General features: G+C 66.6%; 20 protein-coding genes and 1 riboswitch. Of the genes, 6 read left to right on the forward strand and 14 right to left on the reverse strand.

All coding sequences use genetic code 11. The annotated features are described in order from the left end of the window. Positions 1 to 4: 4 nt before the first annotated feature. The 6 genes from folE to dacB all read right to left on the reverse strand — a co-directional run bounded on the left by folE (position 5) and on the right by dacB (position 8,054). On the reverse strand, positions 5 to 604 hold the full coding sequence (gene folE / locus R4P47_RS21670; RefSeq protein WP_037195562.1) for a GTP cyclohydrolase I FolE: 600 nt from the start codon (positions 602 to 604) through the stop codon (positions 5 to 7). Between the two features lie 219 nt (positions 605 to 823). Continuing rightward, positions 824 to 3,715, reverse strand: coding sequence for an ATP-dependent zinc metalloprotease FtsH (gene ftsH / locus R4P47_RS21675; protein WP_317785697.1), 2,892 nt, complete (start codon positions 3,713 to 3,715; stop codon positions 824 to 826). Between the two features lie 298 nt (positions 3,716 to 4,013). Beyond that, the gene (gene hpt, locus R4P47_RS21680) at positions 4,014 to 4,565 is read right to left on the reverse strand and encodes a hypoxanthine phosphoribosyltransferase (RefSeq protein WP_317785711.1); all 552 of its coding nucleotides are present in this window, start codon (positions 4,563 to 4,565) and stop codon (positions 4,014 to 4,016) included. Between the two features lie 11 nt (positions 4,566 to 4,576). Beyond that, positions 4,577 to 5,527, reverse strand: a complete 951-nt coding sequence (tilS, locus tag R4P47_RS21685; protein WP_317785698.1) for a tRNA lysidine(34) synthetase TilS — start codon at positions 5,525 to 5,527, stop codon at positions 4,577 to 4,579. Between the two features lie 41 nt (positions 5,528 to 5,568). Further along, the gene (locus R4P47_RS21690) at positions 5,569 to 6,666 is read right to left on the reverse strand and encodes a zinc-dependent metalloprotease (RefSeq protein ID WP_300521113.1); all 1,098 of its coding nucleotides are present in this window, start codon (positions 6,664 to 6,666) and stop codon (positions 5,569 to 5,571) included. Next, positions 6,651 to 8,054: a D-alanyl-D-alanine carboxypeptidase/D-alanyl-D-alanine-endopeptidase gene (dacB, locus tag R4P47_RS21695; RefSeq protein WP_411567368.1), complete on the reverse strand. Its 1,404-nt coding sequence runs from the start codon at positions 8,052 to 8,054 to the stop codon at positions 6,651 to 6,653. The genes R4P47_RS21690 and dacB overlap by 16 nt, the downstream gene beginning before the upstream one ends. 142 nt (positions 8,055 to 8,196) lie before the next feature. On the opposite strand from dacB, the gene R4P47_RS21700 reads away from it, so the two are divergent. Beyond that, positions 8,197 to 8,688, forward strand: coding sequence for an inorganic diphosphatase (locus R4P47_RS21700; RefSeq protein ID WP_068053642.1), 492 nt, complete (start codon positions 8,197 to 8,199; stop codon positions 8,686 to 8,688). A 63-nt stretch (positions 8,689 to 8,751) separates the two neighbouring features. Next, on the forward strand, positions 8,752 to 9,201 hold the full coding sequence (locus tag R4P47_RS21705; protein WP_032395173.1) for a PAS domain-containing protein: 450 nt from the start codon (positions 8,752 to 8,754) through the stop codon (positions 9,199 to 9,201). 49 nt (positions 9,202 to 9,250) lie between these two features. Here the strand turns inward: R4P47_RS21705 and R4P47_RS21710 are convergent, their stop codons facing one another. The 4 genes from R4P47_RS21710 to R4P47_RS21725 form a co-directional block, all read right to left on the reverse strand. Then, positions 9,251 to 10,030 (reverse strand): GGDEF domain-containing protein, encoded by a 780-nt coding sequence (locus tag R4P47_RS21710; protein ID WP_317785699.1) that lies wholly within the window; start codon positions 10,028 to 10,030, stop codon positions 9,251 to 9,253. Then, the gene (locus R4P47_RS21715) at positions 10,005 to 10,328 is read right to left on the reverse strand and encodes a hypothetical protein (protein ID WP_317785700.1); all 324 of its coding nucleotides are present in this window, start codon (positions 10,326 to 10,328) and stop codon (positions 10,005 to 10,007) included. Before R4P47_RS21715 ends, R4P47_RS21710 begins: the two co-directional genes overlap by 26 nt. Positions 10,329 to 10,406: 78 nt before the next feature. After that, entirely contained in the window at positions 10,407 to 10,871 is a 465-nt protein-coding gene (locus R4P47_RS21720) for a MarR family winged helix-turn-helix transcriptional regulator (RefSeq protein WP_068053636.1), read from the reverse strand. A 1-nt stretch (position 10,872) separates the two neighbouring features. Next, positions 10,873 to 11,700, reverse strand: a complete 828-nt coding sequence (locus R4P47_RS21725; protein WP_068053633.1) for a crotonase/enoyl-CoA hydratase family protein — start codon at positions 11,698 to 11,700, stop codon at positions 10,873 to 10,875. Between the two features lie 118 nt (positions 11,701 to 11,818). Here R4P47_RS21725 and R4P47_RS21730 point away from each other — a divergent pair, with 118 nt between their 5' ends. Next, positions 11,819 to 12,316, forward strand: a complete 498-nt coding sequence (locus R4P47_RS21730; RefSeq protein WP_317785701.1) for a 2-oxo-4-hydroxy-4-carboxy-5-ureidoimidazoline decarboxylase — start codon at positions 11,819 to 11,821, stop codon at positions 12,314 to 12,316. A gap of 36 nt (positions 12,317 to 12,352) precedes the next feature. On the opposite strand, the gene R4P47_RS21735 is transcribed toward R4P47_RS21730, so the two are convergent. Both R4P47_RS21735 and R4P47_RS21740 read right to left on the reverse strand, forming a co-directional pair. Continuing rightward, positions 12,353 to 12,577, reverse strand: a complete 225-nt coding sequence (locus R4P47_RS21735) for a DUF6480 family protein (protein ID WP_068283967.1) — start codon at positions 12,575 to 12,577, stop codon at positions 12,353 to 12,355. Between the two features lie 28 nt (positions 12,578 to 12,605). Then, the gene (locus R4P47_RS21740) at positions 12,606 to 13,250 is read right to left on the reverse strand and encodes a TetR/AcrR family transcriptional regulator (RefSeq protein ID WP_179271959.1); all 645 of its coding nucleotides are present in this window, start codon (positions 13,248 to 13,250) and stop codon (positions 12,606 to 12,608) included. 52 nt (positions 13,251 to 13,302) lie between these two features. On the opposite strand from R4P47_RS21740, the gene R4P47_RS21745 reads away from it, so the two are divergent. From R4P47_RS21745 to R4P47_RS21755, 3 genes are read left to right on the forward strand one after another with little or no spacing between them, the layout of a single operon-like run. Next, positions 13,303 to 14,307 carry a hypothetical protein gene (locus R4P47_RS21745; RefSeq protein ID WP_317785702.1) on the forward strand — a complete coding sequence of 335 codons (1,005 nt, stop codon included), beginning with the start codon at positions 13,303 to 13,305 and terminating at the stop codon, positions 14,305 to 14,307. A gap of 4 nt (positions 14,308 to 14,311) precedes the next feature. After that, positions 14,312 to 15,298, forward strand: coding sequence for an allantoicase (gene alc, locus R4P47_RS21750; protein ID WP_317785703.1), 987 nt, complete (start codon positions 14,312 to 14,314; stop codon positions 15,296 to 15,298). A gap of 37 nt (positions 15,299 to 15,335) precedes the next feature. Then, positions 15,336 to 15,809, forward strand: coding sequence for a YbaK/EbsC family protein (locus R4P47_RS21755; protein ID WP_068053615.1), 474 nt, complete (start codon positions 15,336 to 15,338; stop codon positions 15,807 to 15,809). Positions 15,810 to 15,839: 30 nt separating this feature from the next. Here the strand turns inward: R4P47_RS21755 and R4P47_RS21760 are convergent, their stop codons facing one another. Together R4P47_RS21760 and R4P47_RS21765 are read right to left on the reverse strand one after the other, a co-directional pair. Further along, positions 15,840 to 16,340 (reverse strand): hypothetical protein, encoded by a 501-nt coding sequence (locus R4P47_RS21760; protein WP_317785704.1) that lies wholly within the window; start codon positions 16,338 to 16,340, stop codon positions 15,840 to 15,842. 151 nt (positions 16,341 to 16,491) lie between these two features. Next, positions 16,492 to 17,823, reverse strand: coding sequence for an aminotransferase class V-fold PLP-dependent enzyme (locus R4P47_RS21765; RefSeq protein ID WP_317785705.1), 1,332 nt, complete (start codon positions 17,821 to 17,823; stop codon positions 16,492 to 16,494). A 54-nt stretch (positions 17,824 to 17,877) separates the two neighbouring features. Then, positions 17,878 to 17,993, reverse strand: a riboswitch (SAM riboswitch). Positions 17,994 to 18,186: the final 193 nt, after the last annotated feature.

Here is an 18,186-nt window from a genome sequence, read left to right on the forward strand (position 1 = left end):
CGCGTCATTTCCGCAGAATCAGGTCCAGAGCTTCCGAACGCGATGCCGCGCTGGACTGCAACAGACCCCGCACCGCCGACGTGGTGGTGCTGGCACCCGGCTTGCGAATCCCGCGCATGGCCATGCACAGGTGCTCGGCCTCGATCACGACGATCGCACCGCGCGGGTCGAGCTTGCGCATCAACGCGTCGGCGATCTGGCTGGTCAGCCGTTCCTGAACCTGCGGGCGCTTGGCGTACATGTCCACCACGCGCGCGAGCTTCGACAGGCCGGTGACCTTGCCGCTCTTGCCCGGGATGTACCCGACGTGTGCGACGCCGTGGAACGAGACCAGGTGATGCTCGCACGTGGAGAACATGGGGATGTCGCGGACGAGCACCAGTTCCTGATGCCCCTCGTCGAATGTCGTGTTCAGCGCCGTGTCCGGGTCGGTGTAGAGCCCAGCGAAGATTTCCCGATAGGAACGCGCCACACGGGCCGGCGTGTCGAGCAGACCCGGACGGTCGGGATCCTCGCCGACGGCGATCAACAGCTCACGCACTGCGGCCTCGGCACGGGGCTGGTCGAAGACCGCGCCGGTGGCGTAGGCCACTGTCTGTTCCACTGCCCGCTGCTGCGCTGCTGGGACTTCTGCCGAGTCGATTGCCGACTCGTCGGTCCGGTTGACTGACACGAGAACGTACCTCCGGTTGGGCTCCGCGAATGTGACAGCTGGGCCGAACCGCACCTGTTCCTCACGGAGCAGCTGCGCCGACCTGCAGCACGGTTCGAACGACGGACTGGGCCGACCGAAAGGGTCGACCCAGCCAGCCTAATGACCGACCTAGCGGTACGAACCGCCCGGCCCTTCCCAGCGTTGGGTGCGTGGACCTTCGTCGCCGTCGTCCTCTGCTCGCTCGTCTCGGTGCGAGTCCTCGGACGGGTTGTGCGAGGGACGATCGTCTCCGGGCAGCGGATAACTCTGCGATGGAGTCGGCACCTCCCACGTGGGTGGCGACGCCTCGGCCGGTCCGGCATCGTCCTGGTGCTGGCCGTACGGGGGCTCGTGCCGAGAGGTTCGACCCTGGTCCCGAGTGTCCGGCCGGAACGGATCCGGCTGATACTGCGGCGGCTGATATCCCGGCTGTTGATTCGTCGGCGGTTGGTTCGACGGCACAGCGGTCGGCGGCTTGTATGCCTGCGGCTGCTGATAGGTCGGGTGCTGTCGGTACGTCGGAGGCTGACCCTGCGGCGGCTCGTACCGATTCTGGTCCGATCCCGGCTGCTCGCGGTTCGGCTGATCGTGAACCGGCGGCGTTGTCGGTCCCTGGTACCGGGGAACCGCAGGCTGGTCGCGCGGGGGCCACCCCGGAGCCGACCATCCGGCCGGGGCACCGTAATCGGGACGCGAGCCCTGGCCGGGGCCGCTCGGGCGAGGTTCCTGCCGACGCTGGCCTTCGGAGTATCCGCCCCCGTTGGGAGCGCCTCCGTTGGTCGGGCCGCCGTAACCACCGTTGTAGCCACCGCCGTTGTAACCGCCGGTTGCGGGGGCGCTGCGTCGGCCACCACCGGTGTTCGGCGCATCGACGTCCCCGGTGCTCGGTGATCCGTTGGCCGGGCCACCGTTGGTCGGAGCACCGTTCGACGGGGCGCCGTTGGTGGGCACGCCGTTGGTCGGTCCGCCGTTGTATCCGTTGCTTCCGTTCGGGTAGCCGCCCTTGGTCAGCTGCGGAGAACCGGCGTAGCTGGGCTGCGGAAACTGTTGCGGCGGAAGCTGCTTCGGGGCCGGCGGTACCGGAGGCCACGGCTCGCCGCGCTCGGCGGCGAGTTCGCGGGGTGTCTTGACCGGTGGCTTGTCCGAGGGCTTGCGATCACCGAAGTCGTTGAACAGGGTGATGCGCGGACGCTTGGTGACACTGTGGAAGATCTTCTCGAGGTCCTTGCGGGTGAGCGTCTCACGTTCGAGCAGCTCCGAGGCAAGGGTGTCGAGCAGGTCGCGGTACTCGTTGAGGATGGCCCACGCCTCGGTGTGCGCCGCTTCGATGAGTTTGCGCACCTCCTCGTCGATCTCGCGGGCTACCTCGTGCGAGAAGTCGGACTGCTGGCCCATCGAACGGCCGAGGAACGGATCGCCCTGTTCCTGCCCGTACCGAACGGCTCCGAGCTTGCTGCTCATGCCGTACTCGGTGACCATCGCGCGGGCGATCTTGGTCGCCTGGTCGATGTCCGAGGACGCACCGGTGGTCGGCTCGTGGAAGACGAGTTCCTCCGCTGCGCGGCCACCCATGGCCATGACGAGACGAGCGATCATCTCCGACCGCGTCATCAGGCCCTTGTCGTCCTCGGGCACCGTCATCGCGTGGCCGCCGGTGCGACCGCGAGCGAGGATGGTGACCTTGTAGACGGGCTCGATGTCGGGCATCGCCCACGCGGCGAGAGTGTGACCACCCTCGTGGTACGCGGTGATCTTGCGCTCGTGCTCACTGATGATGCGGCTCTTGCGGCGCGGGCCACCGACGACGCGGTCGACCGACTCCTCGAGCGACGCCTCGGTGATGACGGTGCCGTTCTCGCGAGCGGTGAGCAGCGCTGCTTCGTTGATGACGTTGGCCAGGTCGGCACCGGACATCCCGACGGTTCGCTTTGCGAGACCTTCGAGGTCGGCGTCCTGAGCAACGGGCTTGCCTGCCGAGTGCACCTTCAGGATTGCTCGACGGCCGGCCAGGTCGGGGGCACCGACCGGGATCTGGCGGTCGAAGCGGCCCGGACGCAGCAGGGCGGGGTCGAGGATGTCGGGGCGGTTGGTGGCGGCGATGAGGATGACGCCGGTGCGCTCACCGAAGCCGTCCATCTCGACGAGCAGCTGGTTGAGCGTCTGCTCGCGCTCGTCGTGGCCGCCGCCCATGCCCGCGCCGCGCTGGCGACCGACGGCGTCGATCTCGTCGACGAAGATGATGCAGGGGCTGTTCTGCTTGGCCTGCTCGAAGAGGTCGCGCACACGAGATGCACCGACGCCAACGAACATCTCGACGAAGTCCGAGCCGGAGATGGTGAAGAACGGGACGCCGGCCTCGCCTGCGACGGCGCGCGCGAGCAGCGTCTTGCCGGTTCCGGGAGGGCCGTACAGCAGCACGCCGCGCGGAATCTTGGCACCGAGCGCCTGGTAGCGGGCCGGGTTCTGCAGGAAGTCCTTGATCTCGTAGAGCTCTTCGACGGCCTCGTCCGCGCCTGCGACATCGGCGAACGTGGTCTTGGGCATGTCTTTCGTCAGCTGCTTGGCCTTGGACTTGCCGAAGCCCATGACCCCGCCGCGGCCGCCACCCTGCATGCGGCTCATGACGAAGATGATCACGCCGAGGATCAGCACCATCGGAAGAATCAGCAGCAGGAACGAGCTGAACCAGCTCTCCTGGGTGACGGTGGTGTTGTAGCTCGCCAGGCCCTGCGAGTCGACCTTGTCGAAGATCTGCTCCGACGCCGAGTCCGGGTACTTGGCGATGATCTGCGTCTCGTTGTCGGTGGCGTCGGACGCCTCCCGCAGAGTCAGCCGGATCTGCTGCTCGCGGTCGTCAATCTGCGCGGACTCGACATTGCGATCGTCGAGCTGGGCGATCGCCACCGAGGTGTCGACCGTCTTCCAGTCCCGCGTGTCGTTACCGAAGTAACTGAAGGCATAGATCACCAACAGAATGCCGAAAACGATGGCAAGATTTCGTATTACTGTCTTCCGATTCATACAGCTTCAGCCGAGTCGGCCGTGTCCTTTCAGTCCGCTCCCGCGCGCTGGCTGCTCCCTGCCCGCCGGATACTCCAGGCTAGCGCGAGACTCGGACATCTGACTCGCTCATACCTGGCGCTGTGCGTCCACGCACCTGTTTGCGTCGACGCTTCTTCCCCTCCAACGACTGCACTCCCCCGGCAGTTCCCCACCTGTCGGGCACACTATCCGCATCGATGGACCCTTGCACACGTCTCGGCGCGGCAATGGTCCATTCACGCGAACGGGGTGGACCGGACGAACCGAAGAAACCAGCTCAGCTGTAGACCTTGGGATCGAGCAGACCGATGTAGGGCAGATCTCGGTAGCGCTCGTTGTAGTCGAGGCCGTAGCCGACGACGAACTCGTTGGGGATGTCGAAGCCCACGTTCGCGACCTCCACGTCGACCTTGATGGCGTCGGGCTTGCGCAGCAACGTCACCACCGACAGCGAGGCAGGCGAGCGGGTCGCGAGGTTGCGCTTGAGCCAGCTCAGCGTCAGACCGGAGTCGATGATGTCCTCGACGATGAGCACGTGGCGTCCGGTGATGTCGCGGTCGAGGTCCTTGAGGATTCGAACGACACCCGACGACGAGGTGGACGAGCCGTAGGAGCTGACCGCCATGAACTCGAGCTGCGCCGGGATGGGCAGGGCCCGGGCGAAGTCGGTCATGAACATGATCGCGCCCTTGAGGACACCGACCAGGAGCAGGTCACCTTCGGGTGAGCCTTCGGGATACCGCTGGGCGATCTCTTCTGCGAGTTCCGCAGTGCGCACTTTGATCTGTTCCTCGGAAATGAGAACCGATTCGATGTCGCCCTCGTACACGGGGTTTCCCTTCATTCGTTCTCCAGGCCGACGCTCAGCCTGCCATGCCGACGCGAGCACACCAACCTGGCGTCGGGCGTACCTCCCGGCAGCGCAACCCCGCCCTGGCCGGTCCACCGTCCGACGAGGGCGTCGACGGCCCGGATCTGCCGGTCGGTCAGCGACGTCACACCCCGGCCGAGCAACCATCGGCGCAGTACGCGGCGACGAATCGCGATGTCGAGCGAGTCGATCGAGGACACCTCCAGTTCCGACGCACCCAACCCGACGACGGATTCGGCCATCGCGTCGAGCACCCGGCCGTCCTCGCGCAACTGCTCGGCGGTCCGGGCGAGTGCAGCGGCGACACCACCGCCGAGCACGTCCTCGAGCAGGGGCAGCACCTCGTGACGCAACCGCACCCGAGTGAAATCGGGGTCGGTGTTGTGCGGATCCTCGAACGGCTCCATCCCCAACTCGACGCAGGCAGCCCTGGTCACGCTGCGTCGAATCCCTAGCAGCGGCCGACCCCACGGCGCATCGAACGCCGCCATGCCCGCGATCGACCGCGGGCCCGATCCGCGCCCCAGCCCGAGCAGCACCGTTTCGGCCTGATCGTCGAGGGTGTGCGCCACCAGCACCGACGCGTCGCCGCGCTCGCGATCCAACGCGTCGTACCTGGCCCGGCGGGCGGCGGCCTCCGTCCCACCCGAGCCGGTCACCTCCACCGGCAGCACGCGCGCATCGACCACTCCCAAGTCCGACGCCCGTGCCGCAGCCGTCGCCGCAACCTCTGCCGAGCCGGCCTGCAGGCCGTGATCGACGATCAGGGCGCGCACGTTCTGGGCCTCGGCCACGGTCGCGGCCGTCAAAGCGAGCGAATCCGCGCCACCGGACAGCGCGACGGCCACCGGCCCGGGATAAGCCGCGAGCCATCCACGCACCGCATGCCTGACCTCCAACAGTGCGGGCCCCTCGGGCATTTTGGGTCGTTCCGCAGGCTCCACTCCCTCGGGTAGGAGCACTAGCCCAGCACTCGGGCGATCCAGGCGTCCGGGTCCTCGATTTCCGACAGCAACGGCAGCGTGTCGGGGCCCGTCCACACGGTGTTGAAGCGTTCCATTCCCACTGCGGCGACAACGTGATCGACGAACGCCTTGCCGCGCACGTACTGCGCCATCTTCGCGTCCATGCCGAGCAGTGCCCGGATCACACGTTGGAGCGGGTTCACCTTGCGTTGCCTGCGCTGATCGAAGGCGCCGCGAATCTGCGTCACGGTCGGCACGACGGCCGGTCCGACGGCGTCCATCACGTGGTCGGCGTGACCCTCGAGCAGGGTGCCCAGCACGAGGAGCCGGTCGATGGCGTCGCGCTGGGGCTGCGGTTGGGTGGCGCGCAGCAGCCCGACGATGCCTGCGTCCTCGGACTTCGACGCCCCGCTCGGATTCTTGCGGGCCTTCAGCGCGCCGGTCAGCCGGTTGGCGACATCGGTGAGCGGCTCGTCCGTGCCGTCGGAGAGCACCCCCACGTTCTCGCGCATGTAACCGCCGAGCCAGGGAGCGGAGGAGAACTGCACTCGGTGCGTCACCTCGTGCAAGCACACCCACAGCCGGAAGTCGCTCGGCGAGACACGAAGCGCCCGCTCGACGGCAATCACGTTGGGCGCGACCAGAAGCAGCGTTCCGTTCTCGCCGGTGAACGGATCGTACTGTCCGAGAATGGCGCTGGACAGAAAGGCCAGCATCGCTCCGGCCTGCAGTCCGGCCGGCTTTCCGCCGAGCAGGCCCGACGGCGGCGTACCGTCGTCGTCTCCGGTCAGGTGCTTCATCGACGACGCGGCCGCGGCGATCCAGCCGGCGCGGTCGACCACCTGGGCGTCGGGCACGGGGAGTCCGTCGGCCAGGCCGGTGGTCTCGCGAACCGGCCCCTCGGCCCGAATGGACGCGGCGGCAAGCTCTTCCACGGCTGCAGCGGCGGTGTAGCGAGAGGTGGCCGGGCCCTTGCGGGCCAGCTTCGCTCCGGTCTTGGCCGCAACGGACCAGTCGACGGCTCCGGCGAAACCGGAGGTGGCTGCGCTGTCGTCGGCCTTCGTTGCTGCGTCCGTGTTCACTGGCAACCACACAATCTCAGGGTCGATGCGACGGCATCGAGGGCGGGGCGACTGACGTCGGGCGGCCGGTCGTTGGACATCAGGGCGAAGGTCAGGATTCGGCCGTCGACGTCGACGACATATCCCGCCAAAGCGCTTGCAGCAGAAAGGGTTCCGGTCTTGGCTCGAACCCACCCCGCTCCGGTTCGGTTCCCCGAGGCGTATCGATCCGTCAGGGTTCCGGTGGCACCGGCGACGGGAAGGTAATCGAGCATCGGACGCAGCGCCGGCTGCTCGGTTCCGGCTGCCGACGTCAACACCTGATCGAGCAGCCTGGCCGGAATCCTGCCGTCGACCGACAGCCCGCTGGCGTCCTCCAGCGTGAGTCCGGTCATGTCGAAACCTGCGGAGTACAGGGTCTGCCCGATCGCTGCCGTTGCACCGGAAAAGCTTGCGGCCGTGTTCATCTCGAGTGACAGTTCGCGTCCGATGGCCTCGGCGAGGACGTTGTCGGAGCGGTAGATCATCTGCTGCAGGCGGTTTCGCAGCGGCGCGGATTCGACGGATGCGATCTGATCGGCCCCGTCGGCCGCTCTGCCGGTCGTCACCGCCGCCGGGTCGACGCCCAGCCCGGCTGCCAGTGCGCGGCCCGCGTCCAGTGCCGGGGTGGTGCTGCGCGGGGACTCGTCGACCAGTGGGTCCGATCTTCCGCCGTCGAGCATGATCGGTTCGATCGGAGTGATCGAGCCGGCGGCGATATCGGCGGGAAACCAACCCTGCGCCATCGTGTCACCGGAGTAGATCGAGGTATCGACGCCGATGCTGCGCACCACCGTTCCGCTGCGCCGAATCTGCTCCACCAGGTCGTCGATGCGCGCCGCCCCGGGATAGAACCCGTCGGTGCCGACCGGCAGCGAGGTGAGGGTGGGGTCGCCGCCCGCGATCAGCACGATGTCGCCCTCGCCACTGCCCTGGACCACGCGAGTGGTGACGCGATGATCCGCCGGGAGCCCGAGCATCGCTGCCGCCGCGGTGAGCACCTTGGTGGTCGAGGCAGGTGTCATCGGGGTATCGGGGTTCTGAGACCAGAGCACCTGCCCGGTCTGCGCGTCGGCGACGGTTCCGGTGAACGTGCCGAGGGCTGGATCGTCGACCACCTGGGCCAGCGCCGCTGCCAGACCTGCCGCGTTCGGCATCGGTGCCGATTCCGGAAACGGGGTGATCAGCGGGTTCGGCAGCACCGTCTCGGGTGGAGGCTCGATGGCGGTCTCGGCACCGTCGGACACCGACGGCAGCACCAGCGCGGCGGTCGTCGCAGCGAGGATCACCACGAACAGCGCACACAGCGTCAGGATCACGCGCTTCTTCCTGCGCCGTCGACCCGCTGTGGGGCCGAGGAACCGCCGTGTCAGCCCCGCCACCGTTCCTCCGTAACTGCCGTGGTCGTACCCATGATCGTCCAGTCAACAGTATCCTCGGGTCCGGTAGCCTTGCGCCGCCACCATCGACACATTCCCAACGACTCGAGCCGTTCCGGCTCGACGACGACAGTGAGGACTGCACGTGCCGTTCGACGTCACCATCGAGATCCCCAAGGGGCAGCGCAACAAATACGAGGTAGACCACGTCACCGGACGTGTTCGCCTCGATCGCTACCTCTACACCGCGATGGCGTATCCAGCCGATTACGGCTTCATCGAGAACACGCTCGGCGAGGACGGCGACCCGCTCGACGCACTGGTGCTGCTGCCCGAGTCGGTGTTCCCCGGCGTCATCGTCGAGGCCCGCCCCGTGGCGATGTTCAAGATGGTCGACGAGGCCGGCGGCGACGACAAGGTGCTGTGCGTTCCGGCCGGTGACACCCGCTGGGATCACATCCAGGACCTGAGCGACGTCTCGACGTTCGAGCTCGATGCGATCAAGCACTTCTTCGTCCATTACAAGGATCTCGAACCCAACAAGCACGTCACCGGGGCAGACTGGGTGGGGCGCGCAGAGGCAGAGGCCGAAATCGCTGCATCATTCAAGCGCTTGGCGGACAATCCGGGTCACTGATCGTTTCGGCACCACACACCTCGTCTCGGCCGTGGGCCGACGAAACATAGTTTGGGGAGACGTATGACCGACAGCACTTCCAACGGTGATCGGCGCAATCTCGATTCGCGACCGATTTCGGATCCGACTCAGTTTCCCGATCTGCCGGTGACGGTCGTCCTCGACCGGATCCCGGTGCCGATCCTCGCGGTCGACCCCACCGGTGCCATCGTGTTCGCGAACGAGGCCTTCGACGATCTGTTCGGTCTCGACCGCACCGAGCGGGAGGACTTCCACCTGCACGACATCTTCCCCGACCGGGCTCCGGAGGGTGTCAACGTCGCTGACATGTTCCTCACGACGGTGGCCACCCGCGCGGATTCTCTGTGGCGGATGACCGACAAGACCGGCGATATCGTGCAGGTGCGCGCCAGCAAGTCGATCCTGCGCCGTACCGAGGACACCATCGTTCTCGTCGCGTTGGAGGACTTCACCGATCAGCTGTGGAACGACCCCAAGAGCGCCTTGCGCTGACGCACGGAGCACATTCTTCCCCGAACGACGAACGGTGTATGCCGGCGGATCATTCGCCGGCGTACACCGTTGCTCTGTTTCCGCCCGCGTGCTTGGACTCGTACATCGCCGTGTCGGCGTCGAGCAGCACGTTGTGGACCAGACCGGCACTGTCACCGGACTCACTGGCGGTGAACCATCGGCTGCCGTCGAGCAGGGCCACCCCGACACTGACCGTCACCGGCACGTCGTCGGCTGGGTCGTGAATCGACTCCAGGATCTCGTGGGCGATCCGGTGCGCGGCGGCATCGTCGACCGGTAGCGCGATGGTGAACTCCTCACCGCCGGTGCGTGCCACGCACGGCCTCGTGCCCGTGACCGCGGTCAGCCTGCGGGCCGTCCGGCGCAACACTCGGTCCCCCACCGCATGACCGTAGGTGTCGTTTACCCGCTTGAACTGGTCCAGATCGACCACCATGAGTGCGACGGAACGGTGCTCGTCCAGCGAGTTCATCATGCGTTGGAGCCGCAATTCCAGGCCGCGTCTGTTGAGCAGTCCGGTCAGCGAGTCCGTGTTGGCGAGATCGAGCTGGCGCTGGATCACTGCGCGGAACGCGAGTACCGAGTTGACCACCAGAACCGTCACGAGGGTGCGGGCGAGGATCGACGCCGGATCCTCCGGCCGCTCGACCAGGGCGAGCACTGCGAGTAGCAGAATGACCGCGTTGACGAATGCCGTGTGGAACTTGAGCACCGTTCGCCGCGAGAAGTACGCGATGTAGGTCCCGATCACGGCGAACAGGGCAGCGCCGTACAGCGCGAGATCACGGTCGTCGAAGGTCAGCAGCATCGTCGTGTACGCCCACGTCGGCGTACACGACGAACCATCCCGGCATGTGGGAGGCGTCCGAAGAGCGCAGCCACCACCATGCCCCTACCGGGAGAGTCGACAGCAAGACCACCAGGCACACGACAACAGCAGTCGGTCCAACAGGACCGTCCGAGGACAGCATCGCTATCGCCCCGATGAGACCGAACGAGGGCACCAGCACGGCGATTCCTCGCGCCACCCGGCGTTCGAGTCGTACCGAGTTCCGACGGGTCCCGGCATCGGACGCGAGCGACGGCTTGTCACGACCGATCGGCACAGCATCCCCTCCGTCCGCGCTTGCTCTACGAGCGACTGCGCACTGCCTCGATCGCCCCGATCGTGGATCGCCCGCCGATCAGACGCTACCTGCGCGACGGTCGGGCAGGTCCGGCCTGATGGTTTCGTAATCGGTCAAGAATCGATCGAGCAACGTCACGAGCGATTCTCGGTCCTGCCGTGTCCACCCCTCGATCACCCGTCCGAGATTGTCGGTTCGTCGTTGCTGGATCGCTGCCGCCGCTTCCTGACCCGACGCGGTCACCGCGAGCACGAACGCTCGACCGTCACGTTTGTCGGGCAGCCGCTCGACGTGCCCCCGTTCGACCAGCTGAGCCACCTGCCTGCTCACCGTCGACGGATCGGAATTCACCATGGCGGCGAGTTCACTCGACCGCATCGGTCCGTCGCGCAGGAGCCGGAACAAGCATACGTACGCGGCACCGTCGACACCGCCCGAGGACGAGATCGCAGCGATGTTGCGCTCACGCAGGCGTTGCAGCCGAACCAGCTGCGTGCCCAGCTCCTCGGCGAACTCGACCACGTCAGTTACCGGTGAACTGCGCCGGTCGCTTCTCGAACACCGAGGTGATCGCCTCGGTGAGGTCGTGCGAGGCGAGGAAGGCGGCGTTCCAGGCCGCGACGTAGCGCAGGGAATCGTCGACACTGGAGGATCGGGAATGATCCAACACGGTCTTGATGCCCTGCACCACCAGGGGCGGATTGGCGGCGATGGCGGCGGCGCATTCGCGAGCAGCGGCGAGGGCGGCGTCGTGATCCTCGAACACGTCGTTGACCAGGCCGATCTTCTCGGCGCGCGCGGCGTCGATGTCCTTGCCCGTCAGTGCCAGCTCACGCATGTGCCCATCGCCGATGATCGCGGGCAGTCGAGCCAACGACCCCATGTCCGCGACGATCGCGACCCGCACCTCGCGCACGCTGAACTTCGCGTCGGCACTGGCGTAGCGCACGTCCGCGGCGGTGATGAGGTCGACGCCACCGCCGATGCACCAGCCCTGCACGGCCGCGACGACGGGCTTGCGGCAGTCCGCCACGGCGTTGATGGCCTTCTGCATCGTCTTGATGGTGTCGTGGAACGTCGTTCGGGGACCGGCCAGTGCCTTGTCCGCCATGAGCGGACCGAAGGTTCCTGCCATCGCGGCGAGGTCGAGTCCGTAGGTGAAGTTCTTGCCCGAGCCCGCGAGCACGACTGCACGAACCTCGGGATCGGCGTCGAGCTGAGCGAACAGCTCGGGGCTCTCGCTCCAGAAGTCCGGGCCCATGGCGTTGCCCTTGCCCGGTCCGAGGAGGGTCACTTGCGCGATGTGGTCGGCGATCTCCACGGAGAAGGCTTTCCAGGTTCGTTCCGTCATGCCTGCGAGCCTAGCGGCAGAGTCGCCCATCCCGCACCGCATGTTACGGCGCGTAACGTCTGCGCTAAGTCCCTGCTCAGCTCTGGTGCATACGCCGAATGAGGCTCACCATCTATCCATGCTGATGCATCAGGGACTCGGCCTGGAGACGTTCAACGATCTGCCGCGCCGCAAGGCGGTGCATGCGTTGTACGAGTGTTGTTGCTCGGTGGCGTGGGCGTCCAGGGTGGCGGACGGCCGCAGGTATCGCTCGCGGGTAGAGCTGTTCTCGGCAGCCGACGCGGAACTGGCGGAGCTGTCGGACGGCGACATGGACATGTTGGCCGCGACGCGTCCCGAGCCGAGCAAGGTGTGCGCAGCCATGGACGCGGATACGCGAGGCGCTCTGGTGACCGCGGCGCGCGCGTACTGCGAGCGGTTCGGCTATCCGTACATCTGGAGCGGGTTGTTCGAGCCCGAGGGCTTCGAGCCGCGCGACATCCTGGTGGATCTGGGCCATCGACTCGACAACGACGATCGGACCGAACGCAAGATCATGCGCGACGAGCTGGCGAAGATCAACCACATTCGATTGGATCGCCTGCTCGGGCCCGAGGGCGGCTGGCCGCAGTACTGATCGTTCGCCGAGTACGGACGGGCCGCCGACCCGGGATCAGCCGAACAGACCGACGACGCGACCGATCAGTCCACCGGCGATCAGGATCGCCAGCAAGGCCACCACACCGATGATGAGGATCGGCATGACACGGCTGCGCTGCGGCGGTTCGTGATTGGGGCCGCCGACTCCCGTTTCGGCGGGCGGGGTGTCTCCTGGCGTGACGCTGCCACCCGCTTCGAGTCCTGCGGTGACGTCGGGATCGGGATTCTGAGCATTCATCTGTCCCGGTTACCCGGTGCCGTGTCCCTCAATCGAGATGTGCCCTAGCTATCGCTCCCGCGAACAGTTCGGAGACCGCGTCGGCAATGACTCCCTCGTCGATTTCCTCCGGATCCACCGAATGTTCGACGGCCAATCCGGAGATCAAGGCCGCCAGTGACGTCGCGAGGCGTCGGGCATCGAACTTCTCGCCGACTCCCCAGTCGTCCGCTCGCTCGGCGATGAGGCGTTCGAGCTCGCGCCGCAGTGCTCGACGGTCGGTGCGATAGCGCTCCGCGACGGCCGGGTCGCGTCCGGCGAGAATCCCGAATTCGACGGTCAGCAGCGGCCAGCGGGGTTCGGCGACCACCCACGACGCGATCTCTCCGCCGCCCGCTCCGGCTGCCGCGCCGGGGTCCAGATCGGAAATGTGAGCCAGAACGCGGGCCGCGAGGTCGAGGGACCGCCTGGCCAGCAGCTCGGCGAACAGCGCTTGCTTGGACTCGAAATTGGAGTAGACGGCCCCCTTGGTGAAGCCGGCACGGTCCGCAATGTCGGTGAGTTTGGCTGCGGCATAGCCGTTTTCGGTGAACTCGTCCGCTGCGGCGGCGAGCAGTCGGTCTCGAACGTCGGCACGCTGCGGTCGTCGCTGCGACTGTGTCGACCCCCACTTTTCTTGCTCGTCGGCATTCACGATACCTAGAGTATTGAATACCTCGGGTATCGACAAGATTCAGGAGTCACCCATGCGCAAGATGTCACTGCTCGCCGCCGCGGTGCTGATACTTCAGCTCGGCTTCATCCTCAGCTACGTCTCGGCGTTTCATCAGCCGACTCCGCATACGATCCCCATCGCGGTGGTGACCGAAGCCGGCCTCCCCGAGGGGCTGGACCAGCAGACGACCGATCGCCTGAACGCCATCGACGGTGCCCCACTCGAGGCACGCACCGCGGCCGATACCGCCGAGGTCCGTTCGTTGCTCCGCGACAGGGACATCATCGGGGCCTATATCGTCGGCGCGAACGGAACGGACACACTGATCACCGCCAGCGCAGCAGGGAGCTCCGAAGCCACCGCGCTGGAATCGATCTTCACCGAGGTCGACGCCGCCCAGGGCCGCCAGTTCGTGGTCCGCGACGAGATCCCGGTCGGTGTGCACGACAACCGAGGGCTGTCCGGTTTCTATCTCTCGGTCGGCTGGGTCGTCGGCGGCTACCTTCTGGCTGCCGCATTCGGATTGCTGATCGGGGCACCGACCTCGCGCCGCGAAACCTGGATGCACGTCGGCATTCTCGCGGTGTACTCCCTCGCTTCCGGCGCTCTCGGAGCATTCCTCACCACCCATGTACTGGAAACCTTTGCCGGCCATTGGTTTCCGCTGACCCTGCTGGGAACCGGGGTCGTCTTCGCCACCGGACTGTTCACCATGGGCCTGCGCGCCCTGATCGGTGTCGCGGCGGTGCCCGCCGCCATCGTGCTGTTCGTCATCCTCGGAAACCCCAGTGCAGGAGGCGCTTTCGGGGCCGATGTACTGCCGTCGCTCTACGCCTCGATCGGTCGGTGGATCACCCCTGGCATCGGCACCGAGGGCGTACGCAGCATCGTGTACTTCTCCGGCACCGGACTGGGGCAACCCGCACTCGGCCTGACGCTCTACATCGTGATCGGCGCGCTACTGATGGTCGCGGCGGCTCTGCGGCGTCGGTCTGCACACAACCCGATGAGCTCACGCGAGACCAGTAAAGTGTGATCCCATGACCTCCACCTTCCCGCTGCCTCTGCCCGATCTCGCTGTCCGCACTCTCGGAGGCGCAGTCGTGTGGGCGAACGACGAGACGTTCGCGGAGAAGGAGAATCTCGTCAGTCCCGGCAAGGCCGACTATTCGACCGCGACGTTCGGGCACAAGGGTCAGATCTACGACGGGTGGGAGACGCGTCGGCGACGCGAGCCCGGCTACGACGAGGCCATCGTGCGTCTCGGCGCACCGGGTGTCGTCTCGGCAATCGTCGTCGACACCTCGTGGTTCACCGGAAACTACCCGCCGGAGATTTCGGTCGAGGCCGCCGAGGTGCAGGGCTTCCCGTCCCCGGACGAGCTGCGCACGCAGACCGAGTGGACCACCATCGTCGCGCGCAGCCCGGTCGACGGCGACAGTGAGAACAGGTTCGCCGTCGCCTCCGACGCGCGGTGGACGCACGTGAAACTGTCGATCTATCCGGACGGCGGAGTGGCGCGGTTGCGGGTACTGGGCCGCGGCAAGCCCGATCCCGAGTTCCTCGCGGCCGGGCCGGTCGACCTCGCTGCGCTCGAGAACGGTGCCTACGTCTCGGCGTGTTCCAACATGTTCTACAGCTCCCCCAACAATCTCCTGTTCCCCGGCCCGCCGCGGTCGATGGGTGAGGGTTGGGAGACCTCGCGGCGACGCAACGACGCGAACGACTGGGTTCAGGTTCAGCTGGCAGGCAGCGGGCTCGTTCGCCTCGCCGAGCTCGACACCACCTGCTTCCTCGGCAACGCCCCTGGCGCGGCGTCACTGCGCGGACGGCTCGGTGAGGGCGAGTGGATCGAGCTGTTGCCGCGAACGACGTTGCAGCCCGACACCCGCCATCGCTTCGTACTCGACCACGAGACCCCGGTCTCGGAGGTTCGGATGGACATCTTCCCGGACGGTGGCATGGCTCGATTGAGACTGTTCGGTGATCTCGCGGGAGTGGAGCCTGCAGGAACGACCCAGGGATAGAGCGGCGTAAACGGTCGCGGGGCAATAGGGTTGGTTCATGTCCCGGCTACTTCATCCGAATGCAGCCCATGTTGCCGACACGCTGATTTCACGTGGTCATCACGGGGTGGTGGTCAGCAGTCCGGAGGGCACACACACTGCCGCCGATGCTGCTGCGGCACTGGGCGTCGACGTGGGCGCGATCGTGAAGTCGATGGTGTTTCTACTGGGCGACGAGCCGGTGCTGCTGCTCGTCTCCGGTGCCCACAACGTTCATCTCGAGCACACCGGCGAGCGTCTCGGCGGCGTGTTGACGCGCGCGCCTCTGGACACGGCCAAGCATGCCACCGGCCAGCCGATCGGTGGGATCGCCCCGGTCGGCCACCCCACCAACCTCGATACGTTCGTCGACCAGGATCTGGCCGGCTACTCAGAGGTGTGGGCGGCCGCCGGTCACACCAACACGATCTTCAGGTCCACGTTCACCGAGTTGGTGCGCATCACTGCGGGTCTGGCGATCGACGTCACCTGACCCACGCGCACGTCCCGAGGACGCGAATCCTCAGGACGCGAGAGTCGGGGCGATCGGGGCGCCGAGGACCGCGTCGACGACGTCGATGTCGAGTCGGGTCCCGCGGGATTCCAGCAGCGGCAGTACTCCGTTGTTGATGAGAACCGACTGGCGAGCGATGTCGCCGAGCACCGTCAATGTCACGCCGTCGGCCACATCGGCCGCGGTGACGTCGGAGATCAAACTGGCCAGTCCCGCCGGTGTTCCGACGTAACGGATCGACGACGGACTGCTCGGCGCATCCAGTGCGGCAAATTCCCGACGGGCCGTCCTGGCATCGGCCGCGATGTGGATCTCGAGGTCGAGAAACACTGCTGTGCTGTCGGCAGATTCGCCGCGGTCGACTGCCTCGGCGCGGATCCGCGCGCGTTGCTGCTGGGATTCCCGCAGGTCGGAGGCCTGGATTCGGACTACATCCGTCTCGGGAGCGGCGGTCAGTTCGGTCCAACCCGCAGAGAATTCGACGGCGACGCGGGTGAAGTTGTGCGACATGAGTGGTGGTCCTGATTCTTCAGTCGGTGGCATTCGGTCGGAGCGGAGCCGAACTCGAACACGACCCGGACGCAGTGCGGCACAGATCCACATATCTGTTGCACCAGTGGCGGTTGCCCGCCCATACGACACTCACGGTCATGACGCCATGCTAACTGTCTGCGGGGGTGCACGGGGATCCAACCCCGGCGGCGCCATCGGCCAGCTCGGGGAAGGGTCGCGGGTCGGGTACGGGGTTCCACCAGCCGGCATCCTCTGCGTAGTGCCAGTTCGGTCCCGATTCGACCAGGGCGGCGAGTGCGTCGACGAGTCGGTCCACATCGGCGAACGAGCTGCCGAGGCCGATGCTGGCCCGAACCGCTCCGGCCGCATGCCCCAGCCTGCTCAGCAGTGGGTGCGCGCAGAACTTCCCGTCCCGCACGCCGATTCCGTGTTCGGCGGAGAGGTACGCGGCGACCTCACCGGGGTCACGTCCGGCGACGGTGAAGGTGACGATGCCGACGCTGTCGGTCGCGTCGGCCCACACCTTCAGCTGCTCGACGCCGTCCAGTGCGGCCAGCCCGTCGCGCAGGCGGGACGACAGTTCGCGCTCGTGCGCCTGCAGCTCGGCATCGTCGAATCCGGCAATGGCCTCGCAGGCCGCAGCCAATGCGGCAACCCCGAGCACGTTGGGGGTGCCCGCCTCGTGCCGCTGCGGTGCAGGAGCCCAATCGGTGTGGTCGATGCGCACGCTACGTACCGCGCCACCGCCGGCCAGGTGGGGCTCACCGAGGTCGAGCCAATCACGCCTGCCCACAAGCACTCCCGCGCCGAACGGGGCGTAGAGCTTGTGTCCGGAGAAGGCGAGGTAGTCCACCCCGAGTGCGGCGATGTCGACCCGCCGATGTGGAACCAGCTGGGCACCGTCCACCGCGATGCGTGCGCCGTGCCGATGCGCCAGTGCCGCGAGTTCCGCGATCGGCAGAACTTCTCCGGTGACGTTCGATGCGCCCGTGATCGCAAGCAGAGCAGCAGGTTTCGCGGCGAGTTCGGCGTCGAGGCGGGCGATGGTCTCGGCCAGGGTCGACGCAGCCACCACCACTCGTCGGTCACGCCACGGCAGCAGGTTCGCGTGGTGTTCGATGTCGAGCACCACGGTCTCACCCGGCACGCATGCGGCCAACAGGTTCAGCGAATCGGTGGTGTTCCGGGTGAACACCACCACCGAATCCGACTGCGCACCAATGAAATCGGCGACGGTCACCCGCGCCTTCTCGTACGCTGCCGTGCAGACCCGTGAGGCGTAGCCGGCACCGCGATGAACACTGGAGTAGAACGGCAGCAGTTCCGCGATCCGATCGGTCACCGCCGTCAAAGCCGGTGCGCTGGCAGCGTAGTCGAAATTGGCGTAGGTGCAGGTGCCGCCCTGCACCAGGGGTACCTGCAGATCCGTGCCCGAAACAGGGGCAAAAGGAGCACAGGGGCGGGAAAGTACAGATGTCATGACAGATCAAGCCCTCACGTTCGAGGGACCCGCAACCGAAGGATGTGGTGAACGAGTCCGCGCTTGCCGCGCCGGTTTTCCGGCATCAGCCTGGTCGTCACCCGGAGCACCCCACCGCGGAGGAGGGTTGCCGACCAGCGAGCCGGGGCTTGACGCTGGTACTCGTGACCGTGGAGAAGACACTGGCAAACCCGCTGCGGTTTTGTCAAGCCGGAACTCACGCGTGGGCAGCAGTAGGATTCCCGCGGTGGGAAGGAGCGCTCGTTCACCTGCTGGCAAACAGAACGTGAGATAACCAACGGCGCTGCTCCCCAGCGGCACAGAGTCCCAGCACCACAGAGTCACTTGCCAACGAACGAGAAG

It is taken from the genome of Rhodococcus sp. IEGM 1370 (genome assembly GCF_033142325.1).
GTDB lineage: Bacteria > Actinomycetota > Actinomycetes > Mycobacteriales > Mycobacteriaceae > Rhodococcoides.